The sequence below is a fragment of the Candidatus Koribacter versatilis Ellin345 genome, assembly GCF_000014005.1.
Taxonomy (GTDB): domain Bacteria; phylum Acidobacteriota; class Terriglobia; order Terriglobales; family Acidobacteriaceae; genus Korobacter; species Korobacter versatilis_A.
Genome location: NC_008009.1, coordinates 4,117,093 through 4,138,852 on the forward strand (window position 1 = coordinate 4,117,093; position 21,760 = coordinate 4,138,852).

15 protein-coding genes and 1 tRNA gene are annotated in these 21,760 nt (G+C 58.3%); 12 read left to right on the forward strand and 4 right to left on the reverse strand.

Annotation, left to right across the window (positions count from 1 at the left end; translation table 11 throughout):
• Window positions 1-188: 188 nt before the first annotated feature.
• On the reverse strand, window positions 189-1,469 hold the full coding sequence (locus ACID345_RS18050; RefSeq protein WP_011524291.1) for an amidohydrolase family protein: 1,281 nt from the start codon (window positions 1,467-1,469) through the stop codon (window positions 189-191).
• A 76-nt stretch (window positions 1,470-1,545) separates the two neighbouring features.
• On the reverse strand, window positions 1,546-2,739 hold the full coding sequence (pcaF, locus tag ACID345_RS18055) for a 3-oxoadipyl-CoA thiolase (protein WP_011524292.1): 1,194 nt from the start codon (window positions 2,737-2,739) through the stop codon (window positions 1,546-1,548).
• A 105-nt stretch (window positions 2,740-2,844) separates the two neighbouring features.
• Here pcaF and ACID345_RS18060 point away from each other — a divergent pair, with 105 nt between their 5' ends.
• From ACID345_RS18060 to ACID345_RS18090, 7 genes are all read left to right on the forward strand, one after another.
• The gene (locus ACID345_RS18060) at window positions 2,845-4,896 is read left to right on the forward strand and encodes a beta-N-acetylhexosaminidase (RefSeq protein ID WP_011524293.1); all 2,052 of its coding nucleotides are present in this window, start codon (window positions 2,845-2,847) and stop codon (window positions 4,894-4,896) included.
• 87 nt (window positions 4,897-4,983) lie between these two features.
• Window positions 4,984-5,244: a hypothetical protein gene (locus ACID345_RS18065; protein ID WP_041855849.1), complete on the forward strand. Its 261-nt coding sequence runs from the start codon at window positions 4,984-4,986 to the stop codon at window positions 5,242-5,244.
• 165 nt (window positions 5,245-5,409) lie between these two features.
• Window positions 5,410-6,513, forward strand: a complete 1,104-nt coding sequence (locus ACID345_RS18070) for an NAD-dependent epimerase/dehydratase family protein (RefSeq protein ID WP_187148850.1) — start codon at window positions 5,410-5,412, stop codon at window positions 6,511-6,513.
• Window positions 6,510-7,823 carry a TIGR04295 family B12-binding domain-containing radical SAM protein gene (locus ACID345_RS18075; RefSeq protein WP_011524296.1) on the forward strand — a complete coding sequence of 438 codons (1,314 nt, stop codon included), beginning with the start codon at window positions 6,510-6,512 and terminating at the stop codon, window positions 7,821-7,823. Before ACID345_RS18070 ends, ACID345_RS18075 begins: the two co-directional genes overlap by 4 nt.
• Entirely contained in the window at window positions 7,820-9,238 is a 1,419-nt protein-coding gene (locus tag ACID345_RS18080; protein WP_011524297.1) for a UDP-glucose dehydrogenase family protein, read from the forward strand. Before ACID345_RS18075 ends, ACID345_RS18080 begins: the two co-directional genes overlap by 4 nt.
• Window positions 9,239-9,495: 257 nt before the next feature.
• The gene (locus ACID345_RS18085; RefSeq protein WP_041855850.1) at window positions 9,496-10,053 is read left to right on the forward strand and encodes a transcription termination/antitermination NusG family protein; all 558 of its coding nucleotides are present in this window, start codon (window positions 9,496-9,498) and stop codon (window positions 10,051-10,053) included.
• Window positions 10,053-11,246 (forward strand): glycosyltransferase, encoded by a 1,194-nt coding sequence (locus ACID345_RS18090; RefSeq protein ID WP_011524299.1) that lies wholly within the window; start codon window positions 10,053-10,055, stop codon window positions 11,244-11,246. Before ACID345_RS18085 ends, ACID345_RS18090 begins: the two co-directional genes overlap by 1 nt.
• Window positions 11,247-11,255: 9 nt before the next feature.
• On the opposite strand, the gene ACID345_RS18095 is transcribed toward ACID345_RS18090, so the two are convergent.
• The gene (locus ACID345_RS18095; protein ID WP_011524300.1) at window positions 11,256-13,727 is read right to left on the reverse strand and encodes an ABC transporter permease; all 2,472 of its coding nucleotides are present in this window, start codon (window positions 13,725-13,727) and stop codon (window positions 11,256-11,258) included.
• 159 nt (window positions 13,728-13,886) lie between these two features.
• Between ACID345_RS18095 and ACID345_RS18100 the strand changes: the two genes are divergently transcribed.
• Window positions 13,887-13,962 (forward strand) — tRNA-Ile (locus ACID345_RS18100).
• Here ACID345_RS18100 and ACID345_RS25745 read toward each other — a convergent pair.
• Window positions 13,941-15,011: an NAD(P)H-dependent flavin oxidoreductase gene (locus ACID345_RS25745; RefSeq protein ID WP_011524301.1), complete on the reverse strand. Its 1,071-nt coding sequence runs from the start codon at window positions 15,009-15,011 to the stop codon at window positions 13,941-13,943. The genes ACID345_RS18100 and ACID345_RS25745 overlap by 22 nt on opposite strands.
• Before the next feature lie 360 nt (window positions 15,012-15,371).
• Here ACID345_RS25745 and ACID345_RS18115 point away from each other — a divergent pair, with 360 nt between their 5' ends.
• The 4 genes from ACID345_RS18115 to ACID345_RS18130 all read left to right on the forward strand — a co-directional run bounded on the left by ACID345_RS18115 (window position 15,372) and on the right by ACID345_RS18130 (window position 21,733).
• Window positions 15,372-16,058: a response regulator gene (locus ACID345_RS18115; protein WP_011524302.1), complete on the forward strand. Its 687-nt coding sequence runs from the start codon at window positions 15,372-15,374 to the stop codon at window positions 16,056-16,058.
• Between the two features lie 91 nt (window positions 16,059-16,149).
• A complete protein-coding gene (locus ACID345_RS25750; protein WP_011524303.1) occupies window positions 16,150-19,281 on the forward strand; it encodes a PAS domain S-box protein in 3,132 nt (1,043 codons plus the stop codon).
• Between the two features lie 67 nt (window positions 19,282-19,348).
• A complete protein-coding gene (locus ACID345_RS18125) occupies window positions 19,349-19,732 on the forward strand; it encodes a response regulator (RefSeq protein WP_011524304.1) in 384 nt (127 codons plus the stop codon).
• A gap of 3 nt (window positions 19,733-19,735) precedes the next feature.
• The gene (locus tag ACID345_RS18130) at window positions 19,736-21,733 is read left to right on the forward strand and encodes a diguanylate cyclase (protein ID WP_011524305.1); all 1,998 of its coding nucleotides are present in this window, start codon (window positions 19,736-19,738) and stop codon (window positions 21,731-21,733) included.
• Window positions 21,734-21,760: the final 27 nt, after the last annotated feature.

Here is a 21,760-nt window from a genome sequence, read left to right on the forward strand (position 1 = left end):
ACTTCCCAAGGAATGCGGTCCGGCGAAAACCCAAGCCGAACGTGGCTCTTCCTTTAAGATGCGGGCGGCAGTCGCCTCTGCTGCTCCGGCTAGGTGTGAGAACCCGGAAGGCGTTCAAAAGTTGCGAGGTGGAAGGTGGCAGTCTCCTGAAAACATGAATCGTGGAACTAGATTTCGTGCCATCTCATCTACCGTGCTTGGTAGATCAACTGCCCGCCGCGAATCACTTGGTGAACTTTAGAAAAGGCGATGACATCTTTGCCAGGATCCCCATTCAGCACCACAAGATCGGCATCCATCCCTTCTGCGATGCGCCCGCGGTGACTCGAATACCCAAAACGCGCAGATGGATTCGTGGTGAGAGAAGCCAAAATCTGCTGGAAATTCAACCCGGCACGGGCCATCCACGTAAATTCTTCGGAGGTATCGAACTGTTCGATATAGCCGACATCGGTACCGAATAGCACTTCTCCTCCCGCCTCAGAAAAGGCCTTCAACTGCTCGGCCGCCCTGGACATCCATTTCTCAGCTTGCTCGGATGAGACGCCACCTTTCTTGGCTTCTACATCCCACAGAGTCAGGGTGGGAGTGAGTGCGATGTGGGCAGCTACCAGGCGCTCGGCAAAAGGCGCGCTCCACAGATCCCCGGCGGGAGTGGTGTGGGCGAGTATATCGACGCCGCTCTGCAGCGCGACTTCGATCCCCTGGTCGTTGGAGACATGAGCAAAAACCGGTTTGCCAGCGCGGTGGGCCTCAGCGACGATCGCCTTTGCCAAATCCGATGGCATCGTCAATATCCTGTCGCGTTCGACGGAATTCGCAAAAATCTTAATCGCGTCCGCACCTCCATTGATCTGCTGGCGCACCCTAACGACGGCTTGTTCGGGGGATGAAACCTCGGGCATGACGATGTGGTTGGCTTCAAGAAATCCTTTAATGTAGATCGGCGTTCCGCCCTTGACCCAGAACGGCTCACCAACGGTAAGGATCGTGGGGCCGGTAACCTCACCACTCTCTATGCGACGGCGAATGAGAGTGGTGTTTTGCTGGACTGACGCGATGTCAAACACGGTTGTGAAACCCCAGCGAGTAAACATCTCCTGCAGTTCGGAACTGACATGCCGAGAAGTGAGTTTTTCTGCATGGAGAATGCCCGGGAAAAGAATGTGCACATGGCTGTTCCAGAAGCCAGCCGTCACAGCTCGGCCTTGGCAGTCGATGACATTCGCATGAATCGGGACTTTGACCCTGGCGCCTGGGCCGACTGCAACAATGCGGCTCCCACGCACAAGAATTACACCGTCAGTAATCGCGGGTTGAGTGGGAGAACGATAAATCTTTGCGTGAACAAGCGCCAGATCAGAGCAGAAACCGGTCAGAGCCCAAGAGAGCGTCCACACGAGCAACGCCAGCGCGGTGGGTCGAATTCGGATGTAAGCAAGATGTCGCGCTGAGTAGCCGGGGATCATGCAATATCTCAGAAAGTTTGCTGCAAATCCGTAGTCGGAGGTTGTCGCGGCGTTCGGAATTGTCGCCAGACTTCTGTTAAACGCGTTCGATCGCCAAAGCAACTCCCTGCCCCACGCCGACACACATGGTGGCAAGAGCGCGATTGGCACCTGTTTTCTCGAGTTGATGTGAGGCGGTGAGCACGAGGCGAGCACCGCTCATTCCAAGGGGATGACCTAACGCGATCGCGCCACCATTAGGATTCACGAAGTCGGCGTCGTCAGGGATGCCGAGTTGGCGCAGGCATGCGAGCGACTGGCTGGCGAAGGCTTCATTGAGTTCGATGACGTCGAAGTCTTTGACTTTGAGGTTGAGTCGACGCAAGAGCTTTTGCACGGCGGGGACGGGGCCGATGCCCATGACGCGCGGAGGAACTCCGGCGGTGGCCATGCCGAGTACGCGAGCTTTGGGAGTGAGATCGTGCTGCTTCACTGCTTCTTCGGAGGCGACGACCATGGTGGCGGCGCCGTCGTTCACGCCGGACGCATTGCCGGCGGTGATCGTTCCATCAGGGCGGACGATAGGCTTGAGCCTCGCGAGGGCTTCGAGAGTGGTGTCGGGACGAGGGTGCTCGTCTTCGGTGACTTCCGCATTTTTGCCGGTTGCAACGGCGACGATCTCTTCGGCGAAGAATCCGGCGGCTCTGGCGCGGGCGGCGCGTAGCTGGCTACGAAGCGCGAAAGCGTCCTGATCGGCGCGAGAGATACCGAAATCGGCAGCAACATTCTCGCCGGTCTCCGGCATGGAGTCAGCGCCGTAAAGCTCTTTCATCCTCGGATGGACGAAACGCCAGCCGATCGTCGTGTCGTAGATTTCGGCCTTGCGCGAGAAGGCGGCGTCGGCCTTGGGCATAACAAACGGAGCGCGCGACATGGATTCCACGCCACCGGCAATGGCGAATTCGATTTCGCCGGAGGCGATGGCGCGAGCAGCGGAGCCGATGGCGTCCATACCGGAGGCGCAGAGGCGATTGACGGTGGTGCCGGGAACGGCGACAGGTAATCCCGCAAGAAGCAGAGCCATGCGCGCGACATTGCGACTGTCTTCACCGGCTTGATTGGCGCAGCCCAAGTAAACTTCGTCGAGACGAGACCAGTCGGCACCTGTGTTGCGCGCCATCAACGCGCGGATGGTGATGGCAGCGAGGTCGTCGGGACGCACGTTGGCGAGGGCGCCACCGAAGCGGCCGATGGACGTGCGCACTGCGTCACAGAGGAACGCGACTTTCATTTCAGGCAAGGATATCCTACGGTCACGAAGAAAACCGTTTTTGTCGCGCCAAAAACGTTTTAAATCAGGTATTGTGTTGACGTTATTCCGATTGCCCGAGAGACCATGCGAAACCTTCTTCTGAGCGTTATTGCCGCACTCATGTTTATGCCGTTTGCCTTCTCCCAAAACCAAAATGTCCCCAACCTGATGCCGCTTCCGAAGAGCATTCAGTATCAAAGCGGACAGCTGACGATTGACTCGTCGTTTTCGACGGCGATCACCGGACACAACGAAGAGCGCTTGCAGCGCGCATTGGCGCGTATGACGACGACGCTCGGCCGGCAGACGGGGCTGACGATCAATGGCAAGAGTGGCGATGCGGCGAACGCGACGCTGGTGATCCATGCGGACCAGGCGAGTGAAGAAGTACAGAAGGTCGGCGAAGACGAATCGTACGACCTCACGGTCACTGCGAAGGGCGCGAACCTGAAAGCAGCAAATCCGTTGGGGATTCTGCGTGGTTTGCAAACGTTTCTGCAACTCGTCGAGTTGACGCCCAAGGGCTACGCGGTGCCGGCGGTGACGATCAAAGACGAGCCGCGATTCCCGTGGCGCGGACTGATGATCGATGTGAGCCGTCATTGGCAGCCGATCGAGGTAATCAAGCGGAACCTCGATGGCATGGAGGCGGTGAAGCTCAACACCTTCCATTGGCATCTCTCGGACAACCAGGGCGTTCGCGTGGAGAGCAAGAAGTTTCCCAAGCTGCAGGAGATGGGCTCGGACGGTCACTTCTTCTCGCAGGAAGAAGTGAAAGACGTAATTGCGTATGGTCGCGATCGCGGGATTCGCGTAATTCCGGAATTCGATTGGCCGGGACATAGCACCGCGTTCTTCGTGGGGCATCCGGAACTGGCGAGCGGGTCGGGGCCGTATTCGATTGAACGCGAGTTTGGAATCTTCGATCCGGCACTCGATCCGACAAAAGAATCTACCTACAAATTCCTGGACGCGTTTATCGGAGAGATGGCAGCGCTCTTCCCTGACCCGTATTTTCACATCGGCGGCGACGAGGTGAACGGCAAGGAGTGGGACCGCAATCCGAAGATCCAGGAGTACATGAAGGCGCACGGCATCAAGAACAATGATGAGTTGCAGGCGACCTTCACCAAGCGGGTACAGGAAATCGTCGCCAAGCACCACAAGACGATGGTGGGCTGGGACGAGATTCTCTCGCCAGAGATCCCGAAATCCATCGTGATCCAGTCGTGGCGGGGACCCGTGTCACTGGCGGCAGCGGCAAAGCAAGGCTACAAAGGGCTGCTCTCGTTCGGCTTCTACCTCGATTTGTTCCAGCCGGCGTCGTTCCACTACTTGAATGAACCAATTTCCGGCAAAGCAGCGGAACTCAACGACGAGGAAAAGAAGATGATCCTCGGTGGCGAGGCCTGTATGTGGTCGGAGCTGGTAACGCCAGACACGATTGATTCGCGCATCTGGCCGCGCATGGCTGCGATTGCGGAGCGGCTCTGGTCGCCGCAGAACACTCGCGATGTCCGCTCGATGTACACGCGCATGGAAGCGGAGTCAATGCGGTTGGAGTGGCTGGGCCTGAAGCATCGTTCGTACTACCAGCCAGCGCTGGAGCGCCTCGTGGAATCGAATGACATTGCTGCGATCAAGACTCTGGCCGATGTCGTCTCGGCACCGCAGGAATACGGACGCGAAGGAGTGCATGTCGCACAGACCGGACATGTGTACCGGAGCACGGAATCCTACAACCGGCTGGTGGATGCGACGAAGCCGGAGAGCATCACGGCAGTGGAATTCGGCTTCATGGTAGATGACTTGCTCGCCAAGAAAGCCACGCCGGCGGAAATTGAAAAGATGAAGACGATGCTGACGGCATGGCGAGACAATGATCCCAAGCTGCAGCCGCAGTTGCAGGCATCATTCTTATTAAAGGAAGCGGTACCGCTGTCACAGACGCTGTCGGCGACGGCGAACTCAGGGCTAATGGCGCTGGAGTATCTGCAGAACGGAAGCAAGCCGGCACCAGGGTGGGCGAGTCAGCAAATGGCTGCGATTGACGCAGGCAAAAAAGCGCAGGGCGAATTGCTCGTCGCGATTGCACCTGCGGTACAGAAACTGGTGAAGGCCGCCGGGGCTCAGTAGGATAGGACTAAGGTACAGGAAGCCACTTCCGAGGGTTCGTGCATCTAACTCATTTGGTATCCGCAAGTGACGAACCCAAAGAGTCCTATGCTGTCAAAATGCGCCAATCCGGGATGCTCTGAACTGTTCCGTTATTTAGGTGAGGGCCGTCTCTTCCAACTGGAGCGCACGTTTGCTTCGGATCAGGGAGGCAAGGCGGTTCGTAAAATTGAACACTACTGGCTCTGCGACCGGTGCTCGCGAGCGATGCGCGTAGGCGTACTTGAGAACGAAGCACTGCTGATCTTCAGCGATCCGGACGGCACGGTGACCAATACCTCGCCGGTTGACCGGGTCCAGGCCGCTTAAAAACAATCTGGACATCATGAGGGAAGGCCAACCGATGCCTTCCCGACTTTATTTGGCGCGATTTCCGTGGCAAACAATACGCCGCCGGAAAGCATCTACTTACCTTATACGGCGGCCAGAACAATACTGTCGTTTCGTTTCCCCTGGGCGACATAAAAGATGACGATGAATAAAGGAAGTTTCCGTTCGGCACTCATTCTGGGCGGAGCTGGCTTTATCGGCTCCAATCTGGCAAGTTGGCTCCTCCAAAATACCTCGGCTAAAGTACACATTTTCGACAACTTATCGCGTTTCGGCGTGCGCAACAATTTGGATTGGCTGCAGGGAATGGCGGCCACTTCTGGGCGGCTGCAGATCACCGTTGGGGACGTTCGCGACGCCGCCCACGTGGAGCGAGTGGTTCGGCACGCGACGGAGATCTACCACTTCGCGGCGCAGGTTGCAGTAACCACATCAATCTCCGATCCGAGGCACGATTTCGAGGTAAATCTCGGGGGGACGGTCAACGTACTCGAAGCCGCGCGGAAAAGCGACAATCAGCCCTTCATCTTCTTTACTTCGACCAACAAGGTATACGGCGATTTCGGTGCGGAAGACCTTTATTTAGACGGCAAGCGGTATCGCAGCAAAAACGCAGCCGGAACTTCAGAAACGCAGCCGCTGGATTTCCACTCGCCCTATGGATGCTCGAAGGGGGCGGCCGACCAATACGTTCGTGACTATGCCCGGATTTATGGACTGAACACGGTAGTGTTCCGGATGTCGTGTATCGCGGGCCAGCAGCAGTTCGGCAATGAAGACCAGGGATGGGTGGCACATTTTCTGTACTCTGCTCTGCGCGGCGCGCCGATCACGATCTACGGCAATGGCAAACAAGTCCGCGATGTGCTCTGCGTGGATGACCTGGTACGCGCAATCGATCTGGCGCGGCAGTTGCCGGCCTCATCCGAGGGGCGGATTTACAACATCGGTGGCGGCGCGGAGAATGCGCTCTCGCTTCTCGAATTAATGGACCTTGTAAAGAGCGTGACGGGGCACGGCTGCGATGTGACCTACGATGCCGCTCGGCCCGGTGACCAGCTTTACTACGTCACCGACTTCGCGAAGTTCAAGCGGGATTCAGGGTGGCAACCGGAGATCAGCCCCGAAGGCACGCTCAAAAAGATCTACGACTTCTACAAGAAGAACCGCGATCTGTTCGCGCTGACTGCTGCAAGACCTTCGATCTTGCCTGCGGCTTCCGCTTCGGAGCTGGCGCAACCGGCATGAAGTATGCGTTCGTAAATCCGAAGTGGAGCTTTACGGGTTCAACCTATTTTGGTTGCCGCGACCCGCACTACCCGCTGGAACTATTGTTCGCGGCGCAGAAGGTGGAGAACGCCGGACACGCTCCCCTGCTCGTTGACGCTCAGAACGACGACCTCGCGCTGGAAGAAGTGAAGCGCAGAGTAGCGGAGTTCGAGCCGGACTTCCTGGTGATTCCGTCGGCGCCGTCGTACTTGTTCTGGCGTTGTCCGCCGCCGGAGTTGCGGGTTCCGATGGATTACTTCCGGGCGATCGAGACGAGTGCGACCAAGGTTTGTATCGGACCGCACGCATCGGCAACTCCGGCCGCAGTGTTGCGCAAAACTGGCGCCGACATCGTTATCAAAGGAGAGCCGGAACAAGCGATTTTCGAGCTTGCCACGAAACCGTGGGAGCAGATTGATGGAGTTTGTTATCGGCGCGGCGATGGTAGCCTTCACATCAGCCCTACGTTGGCTGTCGTGGATATGAAGACCCTCACCGCGCTGGACTTCAGCAACTACAGCATTGAGCGGCACGCACACCGGCATCATGTCTTCTTCGGGGAAGGTCGCGGTGCGGAGTTGGAGTTCGCGCGGGGTTGTCCGTGGAATTGTTACTTCTGCAACAAGCAGCTCTTCCGCAACAAATTCCGCGAGCGGCCGGTGGACGCCATTCTCAGCGAGATTGATGCCGTCATTGCGCGCGGCGTGAACTATGTCTACTTCATCGACGAAATATTCGGGGTAGGCAAGAACGTGCGAATGCTGCTGGAGGAAATCAGCAAACGCAACGTGTCGATTGGATTCCAGACGCGCATTGATTTGTGGGATGAGGACTCACTTGATCTTCTCGGGCGGGCGCATTGCATCTCGATGGAGTGCGGGATTGAGTCCATCACCGAAGAAGGTCGCGAGGAACTCAACAAGAACTGTCGTATGACGACAGAGCGAATCACCGAGCTTTTGATCTATGCGAAAGAGAAGGCCGGAATTCCTTGGGTACAGGCGAACTTGATCCTGACGGACAAGGACGATAAGAACGAGATCCACCGCTGGCAGGATAACTTGAAGAGCCATGGTGTGTGGGTTAGCGAACCGGTGCCGATGTTTCCCTTCCCCGGCAGTCCACTCTATTCGCAAACATTTGGGGCTGCGCCCGATGACAACGCGTGGGAACGCGCGCATTCGCATTACATGAGCCAATTCCGCGAAGGTGACTGGAGCGATATCCAGGAACAGCTTCCACGTTCGATTGCAGAATTGGAGTCGGTTGAGGAGAACGCCGCGCGATGAACATTGCGATGATCGGTTCAGGCTACGTGGGATTGGTCGCTGCGGCTTGCCTGGCGGAGATCGGCCACAACGTGATCTGCGTCGATAACGACGCCAGGAAAATCGAAGCGCTGTCGGCGGGCTCAGAGGTCATCCACGAAGAGTTCCTGCCGGAATTGTTGGCGCGTCATCGCGGACGACGCCTGAAGTTCACGACCTCTCTGCATCACGCAGTTCGGCCGAGTGAAATCGTGTTCATCGCGGTCGGCACGCCACCTTGTGAGAGCGGCGAAGCGGATGTGAGTTTCATTGAGAATGTTTGCCGCGACATTGCGGCAGAGATCAATGGCCACGGGCCGAAGACGCTCGTGGTAAAGAGCACGGTGCCGGCAGGCACGAGCGACTGGATTCGCAGCGTGCTCGTACGCAACGGCGTGCCGGCAAGCAACTTCGAACTCGCTTCCAATCCCGAGTTCTTGCGGGAGGGTTCGGCGGTAACCGACTTCCTCTATCCCGATCGAATCGTAATCGGCAGCAGCAGCGCGACAGGCACCGAACTGCTCCGCAGGGCTTATCTCCCTCTGACGAGCGGATCCTATCACGGCTGTGTCAGCCGGGTCCCTCAGCCGGATGACAGTTGTAGTCCAGCGAAGTTGATCGTCACGAAGCCGGCGACCGCGGAGATGATCAAGCACGCGTCCAACGCATTCCTTGCGATGAAGGTGTCGTTCATCAATGCGGTTGCGAACGTCTGCGAGGCGGTTGGTGCAGACGTGGAAGAACTCGTGCAGGGTATGGGAAGCGATCGCCGCATAGGAACGCGGTTCCTGAAAGCCGGCATCGGATATGGCGGTTCGTGTTTCCCAAAGGATGTGTCGGCTCTGCGCGCGGTCGCGGAAGATCGCGGCTGCGATTTCCAACTGCTCGACGAGGTAATGCGCATCAATGAGAACCAGCGCAAAGCGTTCTTGCACAGGGTCCGCGACGCGTTGGGGAACCTGAAGGGCAAGCGCCTCGCGGTACTCGGGCTCGCCTTCAAGGGCGGAACGGATGACGTACGGGAGTCGCCGGCAATCGCCTTGGTGCAATCGCTGCTCCATGAGGGATGCACAATTCAAGCCTACGATCCGGCCGCGATGGAGCGAGCTCGGGAAGAGTTCGCGCCGAACGGCAAGATTACGTTCGCTTCCTCTGCCTACGAAACCGCAAGGAATGCGGACGCCTTGCTTGTGCTTACCGATTGGGAAGAGTTCCTTACGCTAGACTTCGCACGCATTCGCTCGCTTTTGCGTCAGCCAATCTTGTTCGACGGACGCAACCTCTACAATCCCGATCGCATGCAAGATCTGGGCTATTTCTACTTCAGTGTCGGACGGCGCGAGATCGCACCACTACAGGCGAAAGCTGCAGAAGCGTCGAGCGAAGACGCCGCGTAAAATCAGCCGCCACTCTTCGCAATTACGAAGGTACTTCCAATCACACACGTCTGTGGTGGGTATCACATCTCGCCGCGCGACAATTGAATATCCTGCAGCTACAGCGAAAACGGATGAGATTTCCTGATGGCGAAGCAGTCATGCTTTCCGTCCGACACGCTCGCAGGGCGCCGCAGACAGGACAACAGACGCCCGCGCTTGACCGGGACACTTCCCCAGGGCCTCACAGTGTGACCGTTGCTCCCCCTGCAGTCGATTTGGGTTTTGCAAATCAGTCCGAACAACCTGGCTTATATCATTCGCTCTCGTGGTCGGCGCTTTTTACCTATCCGCGGCATGAAAAGAAAGTCGCGGAACAACTGCTTTGTCGCGGAGTGGAATCGTTTTTGCCGCTATATGCGGAGAAGAGGACTTGGAAGAATCGGCAGACGGTCACCCTCACACTGCCACTCTTTCCCGGATATGTCTTTGCCCGCTTCGCGAGGCGAGATCGCGTCCGCGTGATGTCCCTTCCCGGCGTCGTGAGCATTGTCGAGCGGGCCGGGGCTGTGTCATCGATCTCAGACCACTACATCGAGAAGCTACGTGCGGGTATCCGGCTTGGACGCGTGCGTCCTTTCCGTGAAGCAATTCTCGGAGACCGCGTGCAAATCACGAGCGGACCGCTGTCCGGACTCGAAGGCGTGCTCATGCACTTCCGGTCGGAGTTCCGCGTCGTGGTCTCGATCGGGATGATCGGACAGAGCGTGTCGATTGAGGTCCTACGCGACGAAATCGCGCTGCTTCCCTCTTCCCGCGAACGGAGGATGGTCTGATGCGCCGCGTCGTTTTTCTCGCTCCGTACGTCAAACACTATCGCTTGCCTTTCTTCGATCTGCTACACGCCGTGCTACAGAGTGACGGCATCGAGATGCGCGTACTCTACGGGCATCCGAACTCGCTTCATGAAGCGCGCAAGGACAATGCGGTGCCGCCGGACTCTTATGGCCGGCCGGTGAAGAGCTACTGGATTGCCGACCGGTTTGTGTATCAAGCAGCGTGGCGGGAGATCAGCGAGGCGGACCTGGTCATCACTCCGGCAGAAAACAAAATGCTGTTGAACCCGATGCTGATTGCTCTGCGTTCGGCAGGAGTGAAACGCGTCGCATTCTGGGGAAAAGGCGACATCCAACCTGCCAGGCTTTCGCAGCCGGACCGATGGCTGCGACACCGGCTGGCCGCGACCGTGGACTGGTGGTTCGCATACACACCACAGTCGGCGCAGAACCTGCGCAAGAACGGTGTGAGCTGCGGCATCACGCCGGTGGGAAACACGATTGATACTGCGGAACTACAACGAGAGTGCGACGCGATCTGCTCGGCATGCGTGCAGGAGGCGCGCGTCGGAATGGACATCCGGCCGGGGCCAGTCGGCATTTATTGTGGCAATTTGAGCCGGAACAAGCACCTCGATTTTCTCTTCGCAGCCGCGAGGCGGATTGCACAGGAGATCCCCGAGTTTACCCTTCTCGTAGTTGGGAATGGTCCGCTACGGAATCAGGTGGAACTGGTCGCCGTACATGAGCGATTCGTCCATTATGTTGGCCCGCGGATAGGTCGAGAAAAAGCGCTTTTGTTGAAGATGGCGGATGTTTTCCTCCTTCCGGGTGCAGTCGGTCTGGCGATCCTCGATGCGTTCGCGGCACAACTTCCGCTGATTACAACGGCACTTCCGGACCACGGTCCGGAGATCAGCTATCTCACTCCGGGAAAGAACGGCCTCATCACGGCGCACGAGGAGCAGGCGTATGCGTCGGCTGTAGTTTCACTACTGAAGGCCCGGTCCCGACTTGTGGCGATGAGCCAGGCCGCGCGGATCGGCGCGGAAGAGCACACCATGGAAACAATGGTCCGAAACTTCCGTCGCGGCATCCTGGAATGCCTTGGATTGCCAGTGGTGGACTCGAAAATAGAGTCGCGGCGCGAGTCTCTCGCCAAATTGCAGTTCGTTCCAAATGGAAGAACGTAAATCCGCGCGTTATTCGCATCGCAATGACGCAGTTGGATCGATGCGAGAGGCACGGCGCGCCGGGATCACACTGGCGACAAACGCAGTACAAGTCAAAAGGACCGGAACCGCTACGAACGTGGCGATATCGACGGATCCGACTCCGTAAAGCAGTGAACGCATCAGTCGCCCAACCACCAGCGCTCCTATAACGCCGATACCCACACCTGATACCGCCAGGACCAGCCCGCCTCTTACGATGAGGTTCATGATGTTTGCTCGGCTTGCTCCCAGCGCCAGCCGGATACCGAGCTCGCGGCTGCCCTGCCCTACCAGGTAGGCGACCAGCCCGTAGATTCCAATTACGGCGAGGCCAAACGAAATTGCCGCGAACACTCCGAGGACGAGCATTACGAACCGGCGCCGCGCTAGCGATTTTTCCAAACGCTGCTGCATGGTCGTGACGTTGTAGAGCGGCAGGTCGGGATCAAGTTCGTGGATCTGCTGTTTGACCGCGCCAGCCAGCGTACTCGGATCGTTGTTGCTCCGCAGGACGACATTCATGGCTCGGGTGACGTACTGGGTTTGTGGAAGATAAAAGGCGATTCGTGCGTCCGAGTCCAGCGTGTATTGCTTCACACGACCGATCACGCCGACCACGGTGATCCAGGGAGAATCGGTCTCACCGATTCCGCCGAGATGAAGACGCTTGCCGACTGGGTCCTGGTTAGGCCAAAGTTGCTGCGCCATGTAGTCGTCAACGATCGCGACGGAAGGTTTGTCGAGGGCGTCGCCGTCGTTGAACAACCGTCCAGCGTGCAGCGGGATTTCCATGGCCTGGAAGTAGTGTCCGTTGACCATGCGTATGTCGGCGTTGATGAACTTCTCTCCGGATGGCGGCACACGTCCCTCAACCGTGATGGGACCCCAGGCGAACATTTGGCTCAGAGGTAACGAAGTCACGGCGCCCGCCGCGCCAAGGCCCGGCAAGGTCTCAAGGCGCTGCCACAGATCGTGATAGGCGCCGAGAACTGCGAACTTGTCTTTATACCGCTCGCCCGTCATCGTGAGTTCGAGGGTAAGGACGTTTCGCGCATTGAAACCGGGATCAACATCGCGGACGCGCGCGAAACTCCGAATCAGCAGCCCAGCGCCAATTAAAACGACGGTGCAGAGGGCGATCTCGCCGATCACCAGGAAGCGGCGGAGGGAATCACCTTTGCCCCAAATCGCACTCACGCCTGCCGAGGTACGGCTGTTGTCCTGCATGGCCATTTGGACGTCGAGGCGGGAAACGCGAAGCGCGGGAGCCAGTCCAAACAGGATCGCCGACAGGATCGAAACTGTGAACGTGAATAGCAGAGCGGGAACGCCGATTTCGATGTCACTCAATCTCGGAACGCTCTGCGGCCCCAGCAGCCGCACACAGCGCAGCGCGATTGATGCCACGAGGACGCCCAACGAACCTCCGCCAAGAGCAAGCATTACCCCCTCTGTAAGCAACTGACGAAGAATGCGCACCGGCGTGGCGCCGAGCGCGGTGCGCACCGCGAACTCTTTCTTCCGCGCGACGGCGCGCGACAACTGCAGGTTCGCAACGTTCACGCACGCAATCAATAGGACAAAAGCGACTGCACCCAGCAGCAGGTACAACGTGTGGCGAACGTTTCCGACTACCTGCTCGAGCAGCGGCACGATGCCAAACGTCAAGCCACCGTTCGGTGGATAGGCTTCAGGAAACTCATGGCGCAGACGCGCGGTAATCGTGTCCATTTCGGCTTGCGCTTGTTCAACTGACACGCCGCGCTTCAGCTTGCCGACGATGTTGTAGTCTTCGTGATCGCGATTCTGAGCTGCATTCGCAGGGAGTGGGAGCGGCAGCAGTATTTCCGCCTGCTCTGCGCCGTCGAGCGTAGGCATCACCTCGCGGGGCAATGAAAAAGATCGCGGCATCACGCCGACAATTTCGTAAGGCGCGCCGTTCAGCATCACCTTTTTGCCGAGCACGGCGGGATCGGACCCGAAGCGACGTGTCCAGGTTCCGTAGCTGAGCACAGCTGTTGCGGTGCGTCCCGGCACGTCCTCGTCGGCTGCGAAAGTTCGCCCTAGGGCTGCCTGCTGTCCGAGCATCGGCAACAAATTCGACGATACCCGGATTGCGCCCAAGCGCTCCGGCTCGCCCGATCCAGTGAGGTTATAGTTCGCGCCAATGGCAATCGCGACCTGCTCGAAACCATGATGCCCGTTCTTGATGTCGAAGTACTGCGCCGTGGAGAACCAGTCTTCCGTAATGCCGAGGCCGGGCGAGCGGTTCCAAAGGATCACTAACCGTTCAGCATCTTTGTACGGAAGCGGACGAAGCAGGAGCCCATCCACGATGCTGAAGATCGTGGTGTTCACGCCAATCCCGATTGCCAGCGAGAGCACGGCGGTGAGGGTGAATGCCGGCGCAGCAGCAAGCATCCGAAGAGCAACGCGAATATCTTTGAGCAGAATGCTCACGCCGGAATTACACCCCGTCCGGCCAATGTAACCCAGCAGCAACGCAACACGCACTACAGAATGTGGTCTAGGGATGTACACACGTTGGCAAGCCGAGAGGACGGCCTGAGCCGCGGGTGCGGCTACAAGCTGCTGTAAGATATACGCATGTAAAACGCTGGGCCTGTAGCTCAACGGTTAGAGCAGCGGACTCATAATCCGTTGGTTGTAGGTTCAAATCCTACCGGGCCCACCAAGTGCTTCCTGCATCTCGTCCACCAAGCGGCGCATGATCTGCGCGGCGGGTTCAGCGCGAATCTGCGCTACCCCGGTTCCAGCCCACAATGATAGGTATTCCGGTTTGCCCTGCTGGGTCGCAGCTTTGCGAAGATCGCGCGTGAGCAGGTTCTGCATGGGAAATGGCAGGATCGCATCGCGATGTGCAGCCATTTGCCGCATAAAGGCGTTCTCGATCCCGCGCGCTCCGCGGCCGGTGAATGCATACGTGATCCTGGTGCGGTCCTCTTCGGCATCAAGAAGGGCTTTACGGTAGGGCGCAGAGGTGCCAGCCTCGGGAGTACACAGAAACACGGTTCCAAGCTGCACAGCGCTGGCGCCCAGGCGCAGCATCTCGGCGATTTCTCGGCCGTTCATAATGCCCCCAGAAGCGATTACCGGCAGCGCGACGGCGTTTGCCAGTCCGGCGACCAATGCGCGAAGCGGGACCAGTCCTTCCTCGAAGGAGACGTCGAAGGTGCCGCGCTGGCCTCCGGCCTCGGCACCCTGGGCGACGATGGCATCCACACCGGCAGAGGCAAGAAGCTGACCCTCACGAACGGTAGTCGCCGTACCGAACACGAGGATTCCCCGTTTTTGGGCGCGCTGGATGGCTGACGCCAGCGGGATTCCGAAGGTAAAGCTGAAAACACGCGGTTTGGCAGATAGAAGAGCCTCAAATTGCTGGTCGAATGGGTCTGGCGGAACGACAGGAAGGTTTGGCTCTGGCAGGCCTACTTCGCGGTGCGAGGCTTCCAGAAGCCCTAACATGGGGCGGGGATCGTCCTGCGTCGAAGCGTGGTAGCCCCCGGCGAATAAATTGACGTTCAGCGGCGCATCCGTCCGCTTACGGGCACTCTGTACGTCATAAATGAGCTGGTCTGGCGTGAGATAGGCAGCTGCCAAGGCTCCCAGGCCGCCGGAATTGCCTATCGTGGAAGCCAGTTCGGGGGTGGACGGCCCGCCGCCGAGCGGCGCAAGAAAGATCGGATGTTGCACATCGAGCAGGTCGAGCAGGCGGCTCCGCACCGAAAAACCTCCCGGAACCTAGCTTGGATTAACAAAAGACAGCTAAAGTCGCGGAAGAAGGGACAGAAAAAGCCCGCGGGTGCGGGCTTTTTCTTCAGAGGATTTGTTGAATGCCTTGCGGGGGCCTGGTGGCCTTGCTCGTAGGCCGGGGTTCCAGCGCTCCCCGCATGGTCTTTTTACGGGTTGAAGGCATTCTGCCGAAACGCCGCTTTTGCTTGTATCCCACGGTGGTAGTAATTAGACCCTCGTTTGTGGACAGGGTCCTGTTGAAACTAACAGGAAACTCCAGTTTCCCAATCAGCCGTGCTTGTGCTATCACTTATGCACTGCTCGAACATCCCTACAGGAGCTGAACGTCTGGTGGCGCAAGCAAAGGCAACAAATGCCCGCGGTATAGCTCGCATACTGATTGCGGATGATGATCCAATCGTCCGGGACATCCTGCGCAACGTGCTTTCCGCACGCACGGAATTTTCAGTCGTCGGTGAAGCCAAGAACGGCGACGAGAGTGTTCGACTCGTCCGTGAACTCAAGCCGGACCTCCTGTTGCTCGACTTACTGATGCCGAATCTCCCGGGACTCGATGCCCTCAAGGAGATGACGACTACCGACAGCCTGGTACGGACGATCGTACTCACGGCGTCCATCACCAAGCAGCAGGTGCTGCAGGCGTTGCAATTGGGGGCGCGTGGTGTCGTTCGCAAGGACGCGCTGAACGAACTGGTGGCCGCAATCCGCGCGGTACTCGATGGCCAGTACTGGCTCGACGGCAAGATCGTGCCGAACGTCGTGCAATTGCTGAATGAGTTGGCCGCCAGCAGCCGTACGGAAGCCCCGCGAAACGATTTTGGCCTCACGCCGCGCGAACTCGAGATTGTTGCGCTGGTGACGGAAGGTTGCGGGAATCGCGAAATTGCTACTCGCCTGACCATCAGCGAAGAAACTGTAAAGCGGCACCTGACGCATATCTTCGACAAAGTGGGCATGTCGACGCGGTTGGAGTTGGCGCTGTTCGCGCTGGACCACAACCTGGCGCGTCGCGCGTAGACCGGCGGTTAGTATCGCTCGGCTGAGAAAAGAGCGACAATAGCAGCACTCTTGGGAATGAGCGTCGGAACTACACCCGCGGCGCAGAGTCATGTCACCAGAAACCATCTCTTTCGATCGTCAGCCTTCGCCGGGTATGGAACGCCGCGCGCGCTCATTCCGACCGGCCGTGGCATTTGCATTTCTCGCGGGCATGGCGATCATCCTGATCGTGGGTTGGCTCAGCTATCGCACCACGACCACCCTGATCGAAGACAGTTCCTGGACATCGCATACCCAGGATGTAATTACCAATCTCGACCAACTGCAATCCACCCTGGAGCACGCCGAGTCATCCCAAGGGCGTTACCTCATCACCGGCGACGAAACATTCCTGAAGAACTATGAATTGGACGTCCGGACCACGCGTGAGCTTAGCCGGAACCTGTTGCAACTGACTTCCGATAATGCCACGCAGCAGTTGCGCTTAAAGGACCTCCAAGGGCTGATCGAACAAAAAATCGATCACATGAATTTGACCCTCGTTTTGAGGCGAAATAACGGATTGACGGAGGATGTGCAACGTCGTGTCGCGACCGAAGGCAAGCGTCGGATGGATGAGATCCAGACGAAGGTCTCGGAAGGCGTCGCACTTGAAACCAGGCTTCTGAGCGTACGGATCGAGGCGCAACGCCGCAGCGCGGGGAAATCACTCCGAAGCATCCTCACCGGCGGATTGCTCGCAATGTTGTTCCTAGCGGCGGCGGGACTGGTCCTGCAGCGCGATATCCAGAAACGATTTGCAGTCGAGCGGCAACTCCAGCGCACAACCGCCCTGCAGCGAGCGGTGCTGAACAGCGCGAATTACGCCATCATCTCCACCGACACCTCCGGCACGATCATCAGTTTCAACTCGGCGGCTGAACAGATGCTTGGCTATCACGCGAGTGAAGTAGTCGGCCGGCTCGCCCCGGAAAAGCTCCACGACCCTACGGAACTCGAACAGCACGCCGAACAAATGAGCCGGTTCTTCGGACAGAGCATCTCCGCCGGCTTCGAATCTCTGATCGCAAAGGCTCGATTAGGAACCATCGACGAAAGCGAATGGACCTATGTCCGCCGTGACGGTTCCCGCTTCTTTGGCCTGCTCTCCACCAGCGCGATGCACGATGAAAACGGCGCTATCACCGGGTACGTATTCATCGTCAGCGATGTCACCCGGCGCAAAGATGCGGAGAAGGCCAAGAGCCAAATCGAACGGCGCTACCGTGCGTTGCTGCAAAACAGTAGCGACATGGTCGCCGTAATCGACGCGGCTGGACACTTGCAGTACATTAGCCCGGCAGTCGAAAGGCTGCTGGAATTCGAAGTACAGGAACTAGTCGGCCGCGAGATCTTCGACATCATTCATCCCGCGGACGTGGAAACCGCGCGGACCTCTTTCTACTCGATCGCTTTGACTCCGGGTTACTCTGCTCCGCAGGAACTGCGGTTGCGTCGCGCCGACGGCGAATACCTAACCACGGAGATTGTCGCCAACAACCTCCTCACCGACGAAGTGCTGCACGGCATCGTTTTAAATGCTCGCGACATCACCGAGCGCAGCCGCGCCCGGGCACAACTCGAAGTGCAGAACGCCGTTGCTCGTGTGTTGGCGGAAGCGGAGAACCTCGACCAATCGATTCCCGAGATCTTGCAGGCTCTCTGTAACAACCTTGACTGGGAACTGAGTGAATTTTGGGGAGTAGATCCTGAACAAGACTCGATGACCTTCAACTTCGCGTGGTCGCTTCCTGGAATCGATCTGAGCGAGTTCCTCGATATCAGCCAGCACACCCGCATCCAGCGCGGCGAGGGACTCGCCGGCCGAGTTTGGGAGAAGGCGACAGCCATCCAGGTTCCAGACATCACGCAGGAAGAGAATTTCGTTCGCAAGATCGAAGTCGAAGCACTTTCGCTGAAGACAGCTGTCGGCTTTCCCATCCGTTCGCGCGAAGGCGTGATCGGCGTGTTCACCCTGTTCAGCATGCGGCATCGTCACGTGGACAACCACCTCCTCTCGATGCTGAATACGGTGGGAGCGCAAATCGGCCAATTCATTGCACGCAAGCGCGCCGAACAGGAAATTACCCAGAACGAGGATCGTTACCACTACCTGTTTGAGAATTCGGCGGACTTGATCCTCACCTTTGGGACTGACGGCACGATCCTGCATCCGAACTCCACGTGGATGAGCACGCTGGGATATTCCCGCGAGGAACTCCTGAAAAAGCCGCTCTTCGACCTCATCGGTCCCGAAGACCGCGAACGCTGCAAAGCGATCATCGGAATGATCGTGAGGAGCGGCAGCACGGACAAGGTTGAGCTCACCTTCCGATCGCAGGATGGTCGCAAGATCGTCGTCGAAGGCACAATCAGCTGCCGGTACGGCATAACGGGCGTGGAATATTGCAGTGCGATTTTCCAGGATGTAACCAAGCGGCGTGAAGTCGATCGTATGAAGAACGAGTTCATCTCGGTGGTGAGCCATGAACTACGCACGCCGCTGACATCTATCCGCGGCTCGCTCGGGCTGCTCGCTGGAGGCGCCTTACGTAAAGATCCGGAGAAAGCCGACCGGATGCTCGACATCGCACTGAAGAACACCGAGCGATTGGTGCGGCTCATCAACGACATTCTCGACATCGAGAAGATCGAATCCGGTAACATCGCGCTAAACGTCCAACCGCTCGATGCCGCAGATCTGATTTCGCAAGCCAGTGCAACCATGCATGCCATGGCAGACGCTAACAAGGTTCGGCTGGAGACCCATTCGACGCGGGGCATCCTTTATGCCGACCGCGATCGTATGCTTCAAACCCTCACCAACCTGTTAAGCAATGCCATCAAGTTTTCCAAGCCCGACAATACCGTGACGATCAGTTCCCAGCGCCGGGGAGGGGGGCTCCTGATTCGCGTGCGTGACCAGGGCAGAGGCATTCCGTCTAACAAGCTGCAAACGATTTTCGAGCGTTTCCAGCAGGTAGATGCGTCGGACTCGCGCGACAAAGGCGGTACAGGTCTTGGCCTGGCGATCTGCCGCAGCATCGTGCAGCAGCACGGCGGATCGATCTGGGTCGACAGCATCGACGGAAAAGGTAGCGAATTCTTTATCCTGCTTCCCCGCTTCCAGGAAGAAGACGCCTCCATAGTGCAAGCCGATGCTTCCCCCGGTCCCACTTCCGGGGCCGCCCCTGCAAATTAGAACTGCAGCGCTTTCACGGCCGTTGTTGTATATTCTGCAAACCTGTTCCAATCAGCCGGGGTAGACCATGGCGGCTAAACGCATTTTAGTGGTAGATGACGAGGACGACATTCGCGAGGTAGCCGCGCTGAGCCTCGAGACGGTTGCGGGCTACGAAGTGTTGAGCGCTCGATCCGGAATCTCCGCGTTATCCATTGCCGCCAGTGAACAGCCCGACGCCATCCTGCTCGATGTGATGATGCCCGAAATGGATGGGCCGACCACTTTCCAGAAGCTCCAGGCACAACCCTCGACCTCCCACATACCGGTGGTCTTCTTGACGGCGAAAGTTCAGCCGAGCGAGAAGGCGCGGTTCGCAAGCCTGGGCGCCTCGGCGGTTCTATCCAAACCCTTCGACCCTCTGACACTCCCGGCGGAACTTGCAGATGCCCTGGGATGGCCGAGGCCCTGAACTATGTCGCACTCGCCCGCGAACCCAACCCAACAGACCAAAGCCATGTTGGCCGTGGTGTGGAACAAGAACCGCGACCTGCTCCTGCACCGGCTCGATACTATCGAGAGTTTTTGCCGGCAATTGCCGGATTCCGCTTCCGACGTGGACCTTCGCTCCGATGCCTCTTCGGACGCCCATAAGCTGGCTGGATCCCTAGGAATGTTCGGGCTCTCGGAGGGGACCTCGGTCGCTCGCGAAATCGAGTATCGCCTCCGCGAAGATGCCGCCGACGCACTACTGACTGCGAATATCCCTGGATTGGCTTCGCAATTGCGTTCTCTGATCGAGAAGTTTCATGTCACCGTCGCCGAGCCTGAGCCTGAACGACGAAGGAAGTTGCTGATCGTCGAAGGAGATCCAGTTGTGGCGCGCGGGATCGCGGCGACGGCGGAGAAGCGCGGTATCGAATCCAGGACCGCAGTGGATCTCCCCGGCGCTCGCCAACTCCTGCAGGAAGATCGGTTCGACGTACTTGTCCTCGACCTCGCAACCGCCCAGTTGAGCGGAAACCCCGCAGTGGAAGACGAAAGCGATCAGGTGCGCGACTTGATACTCTCGCGCGCACCGATGCAGGTCCTCGCGCTTACGTCCGAAGATACCTTTGAAGATCGCGTGACCGCAGCCCAAGTCGGCGCTCACGGATTCTTGCCGAAAACCGTGCCGGTGATGGAGATCGTGGACACCTGCGAACATCTGCTCGATCTGCAGAGCGCGCAGTTCAAAGTTCTGATCGTGGATGACGACGTGGCTGTGCTCAACGCCATCCAGGTGTTGCTCGACCAGCACTCGATTCGAGTAACCTCACTTGCCGATCCGCGCCTCTTCTGGAGCATTCTGGAAGAGACCTCGCCGGACCTCGTGATCCTCGATCTCGAAATGCCCAATTTTTCGGGCCTCGAACTTTGCCGTGCAATTCGCAATGACAGTCATTGGAACCGATTGCCGGTGTTGTTCCTTAGCTCAACCTCCGACGCCCTAACGGTGACTGGCATTTTCTCGGCCGGCGCAGATGATTTCGTCGCCAAGCCGATCATTGACATTGAATTGATCACGCGCGTGCGCAACCGCCTCGATCGCGACCGGCTTTATCGCAACCTCTCCGATTACGATCCGCTCACCAGCGTACGCAATCGCCGCAGCTCAAACGTCGTCATCGCAAACTATCTCCGCTTGGCCGAACGACATGGCTTGCCGTTGTCGCTTGCGGTCATTGATCTCGACAAATTCAAACGGGTCAACGATACCTATGGCCACCAAGCCGGCGACGACGTGCTGCAACACCTCGGCTCACTTCTGCGACAATCCTTCCGCAGCGAAGACGTAGTTGCGCGCTGGGGCGGCGAGGAATTCGTCGTGGCAATGTTCGCTATGCGCCGCGGTGATGCCATCGAACGCATGGCGCACGTCCTCGAAGGCCTCGAGGCGCACGCATTTGAGGCATCGCAGGGTGTGCATTTTCACGTTTCTTTTAGCGCCGGATTATCGGAGTTCCCTGCCGACGGAAAGGATCTGCACTCCCTCTATCGCGTCGCCGACGAAGCTCTGTATCGCGCGAAGGCTGCGGGTGGGCGTCGTATTTACTCGCAATACACGGAACCGGCCGAAACCCAGGCCCCATTCGACATCGCTGTCGTGTGCGCAGATGTCGCGGTCTCGGCGCCGCTGCGGCACGTCCTCGAGATGCGCGGCTATTCGGTGGAGCTTTACCAGAGTGTAAGCGCGGCTTTGCAGGACCTCGCCGGAGCGGAGGCCTCTGCCTGTGCCCGTGCTGTGTTGGTCGAGCCGCCGCTTGCAACCGCAGAGTTCCTACGCAAGCTGCGCGCGCAGTCTCCAGCACCGGTGGTGATCGTCCTCGGCGAGATCGCCGACCCCGGCGACGCCGGAGTCGAAGTCCTCCAGCAGCCCTACAAACTCTCGCACCTCATGCAGCGCCTCCGCCGCATCCTGCCACGCTCATAATTTCAGCAACCAATAAAAATGGGGAGC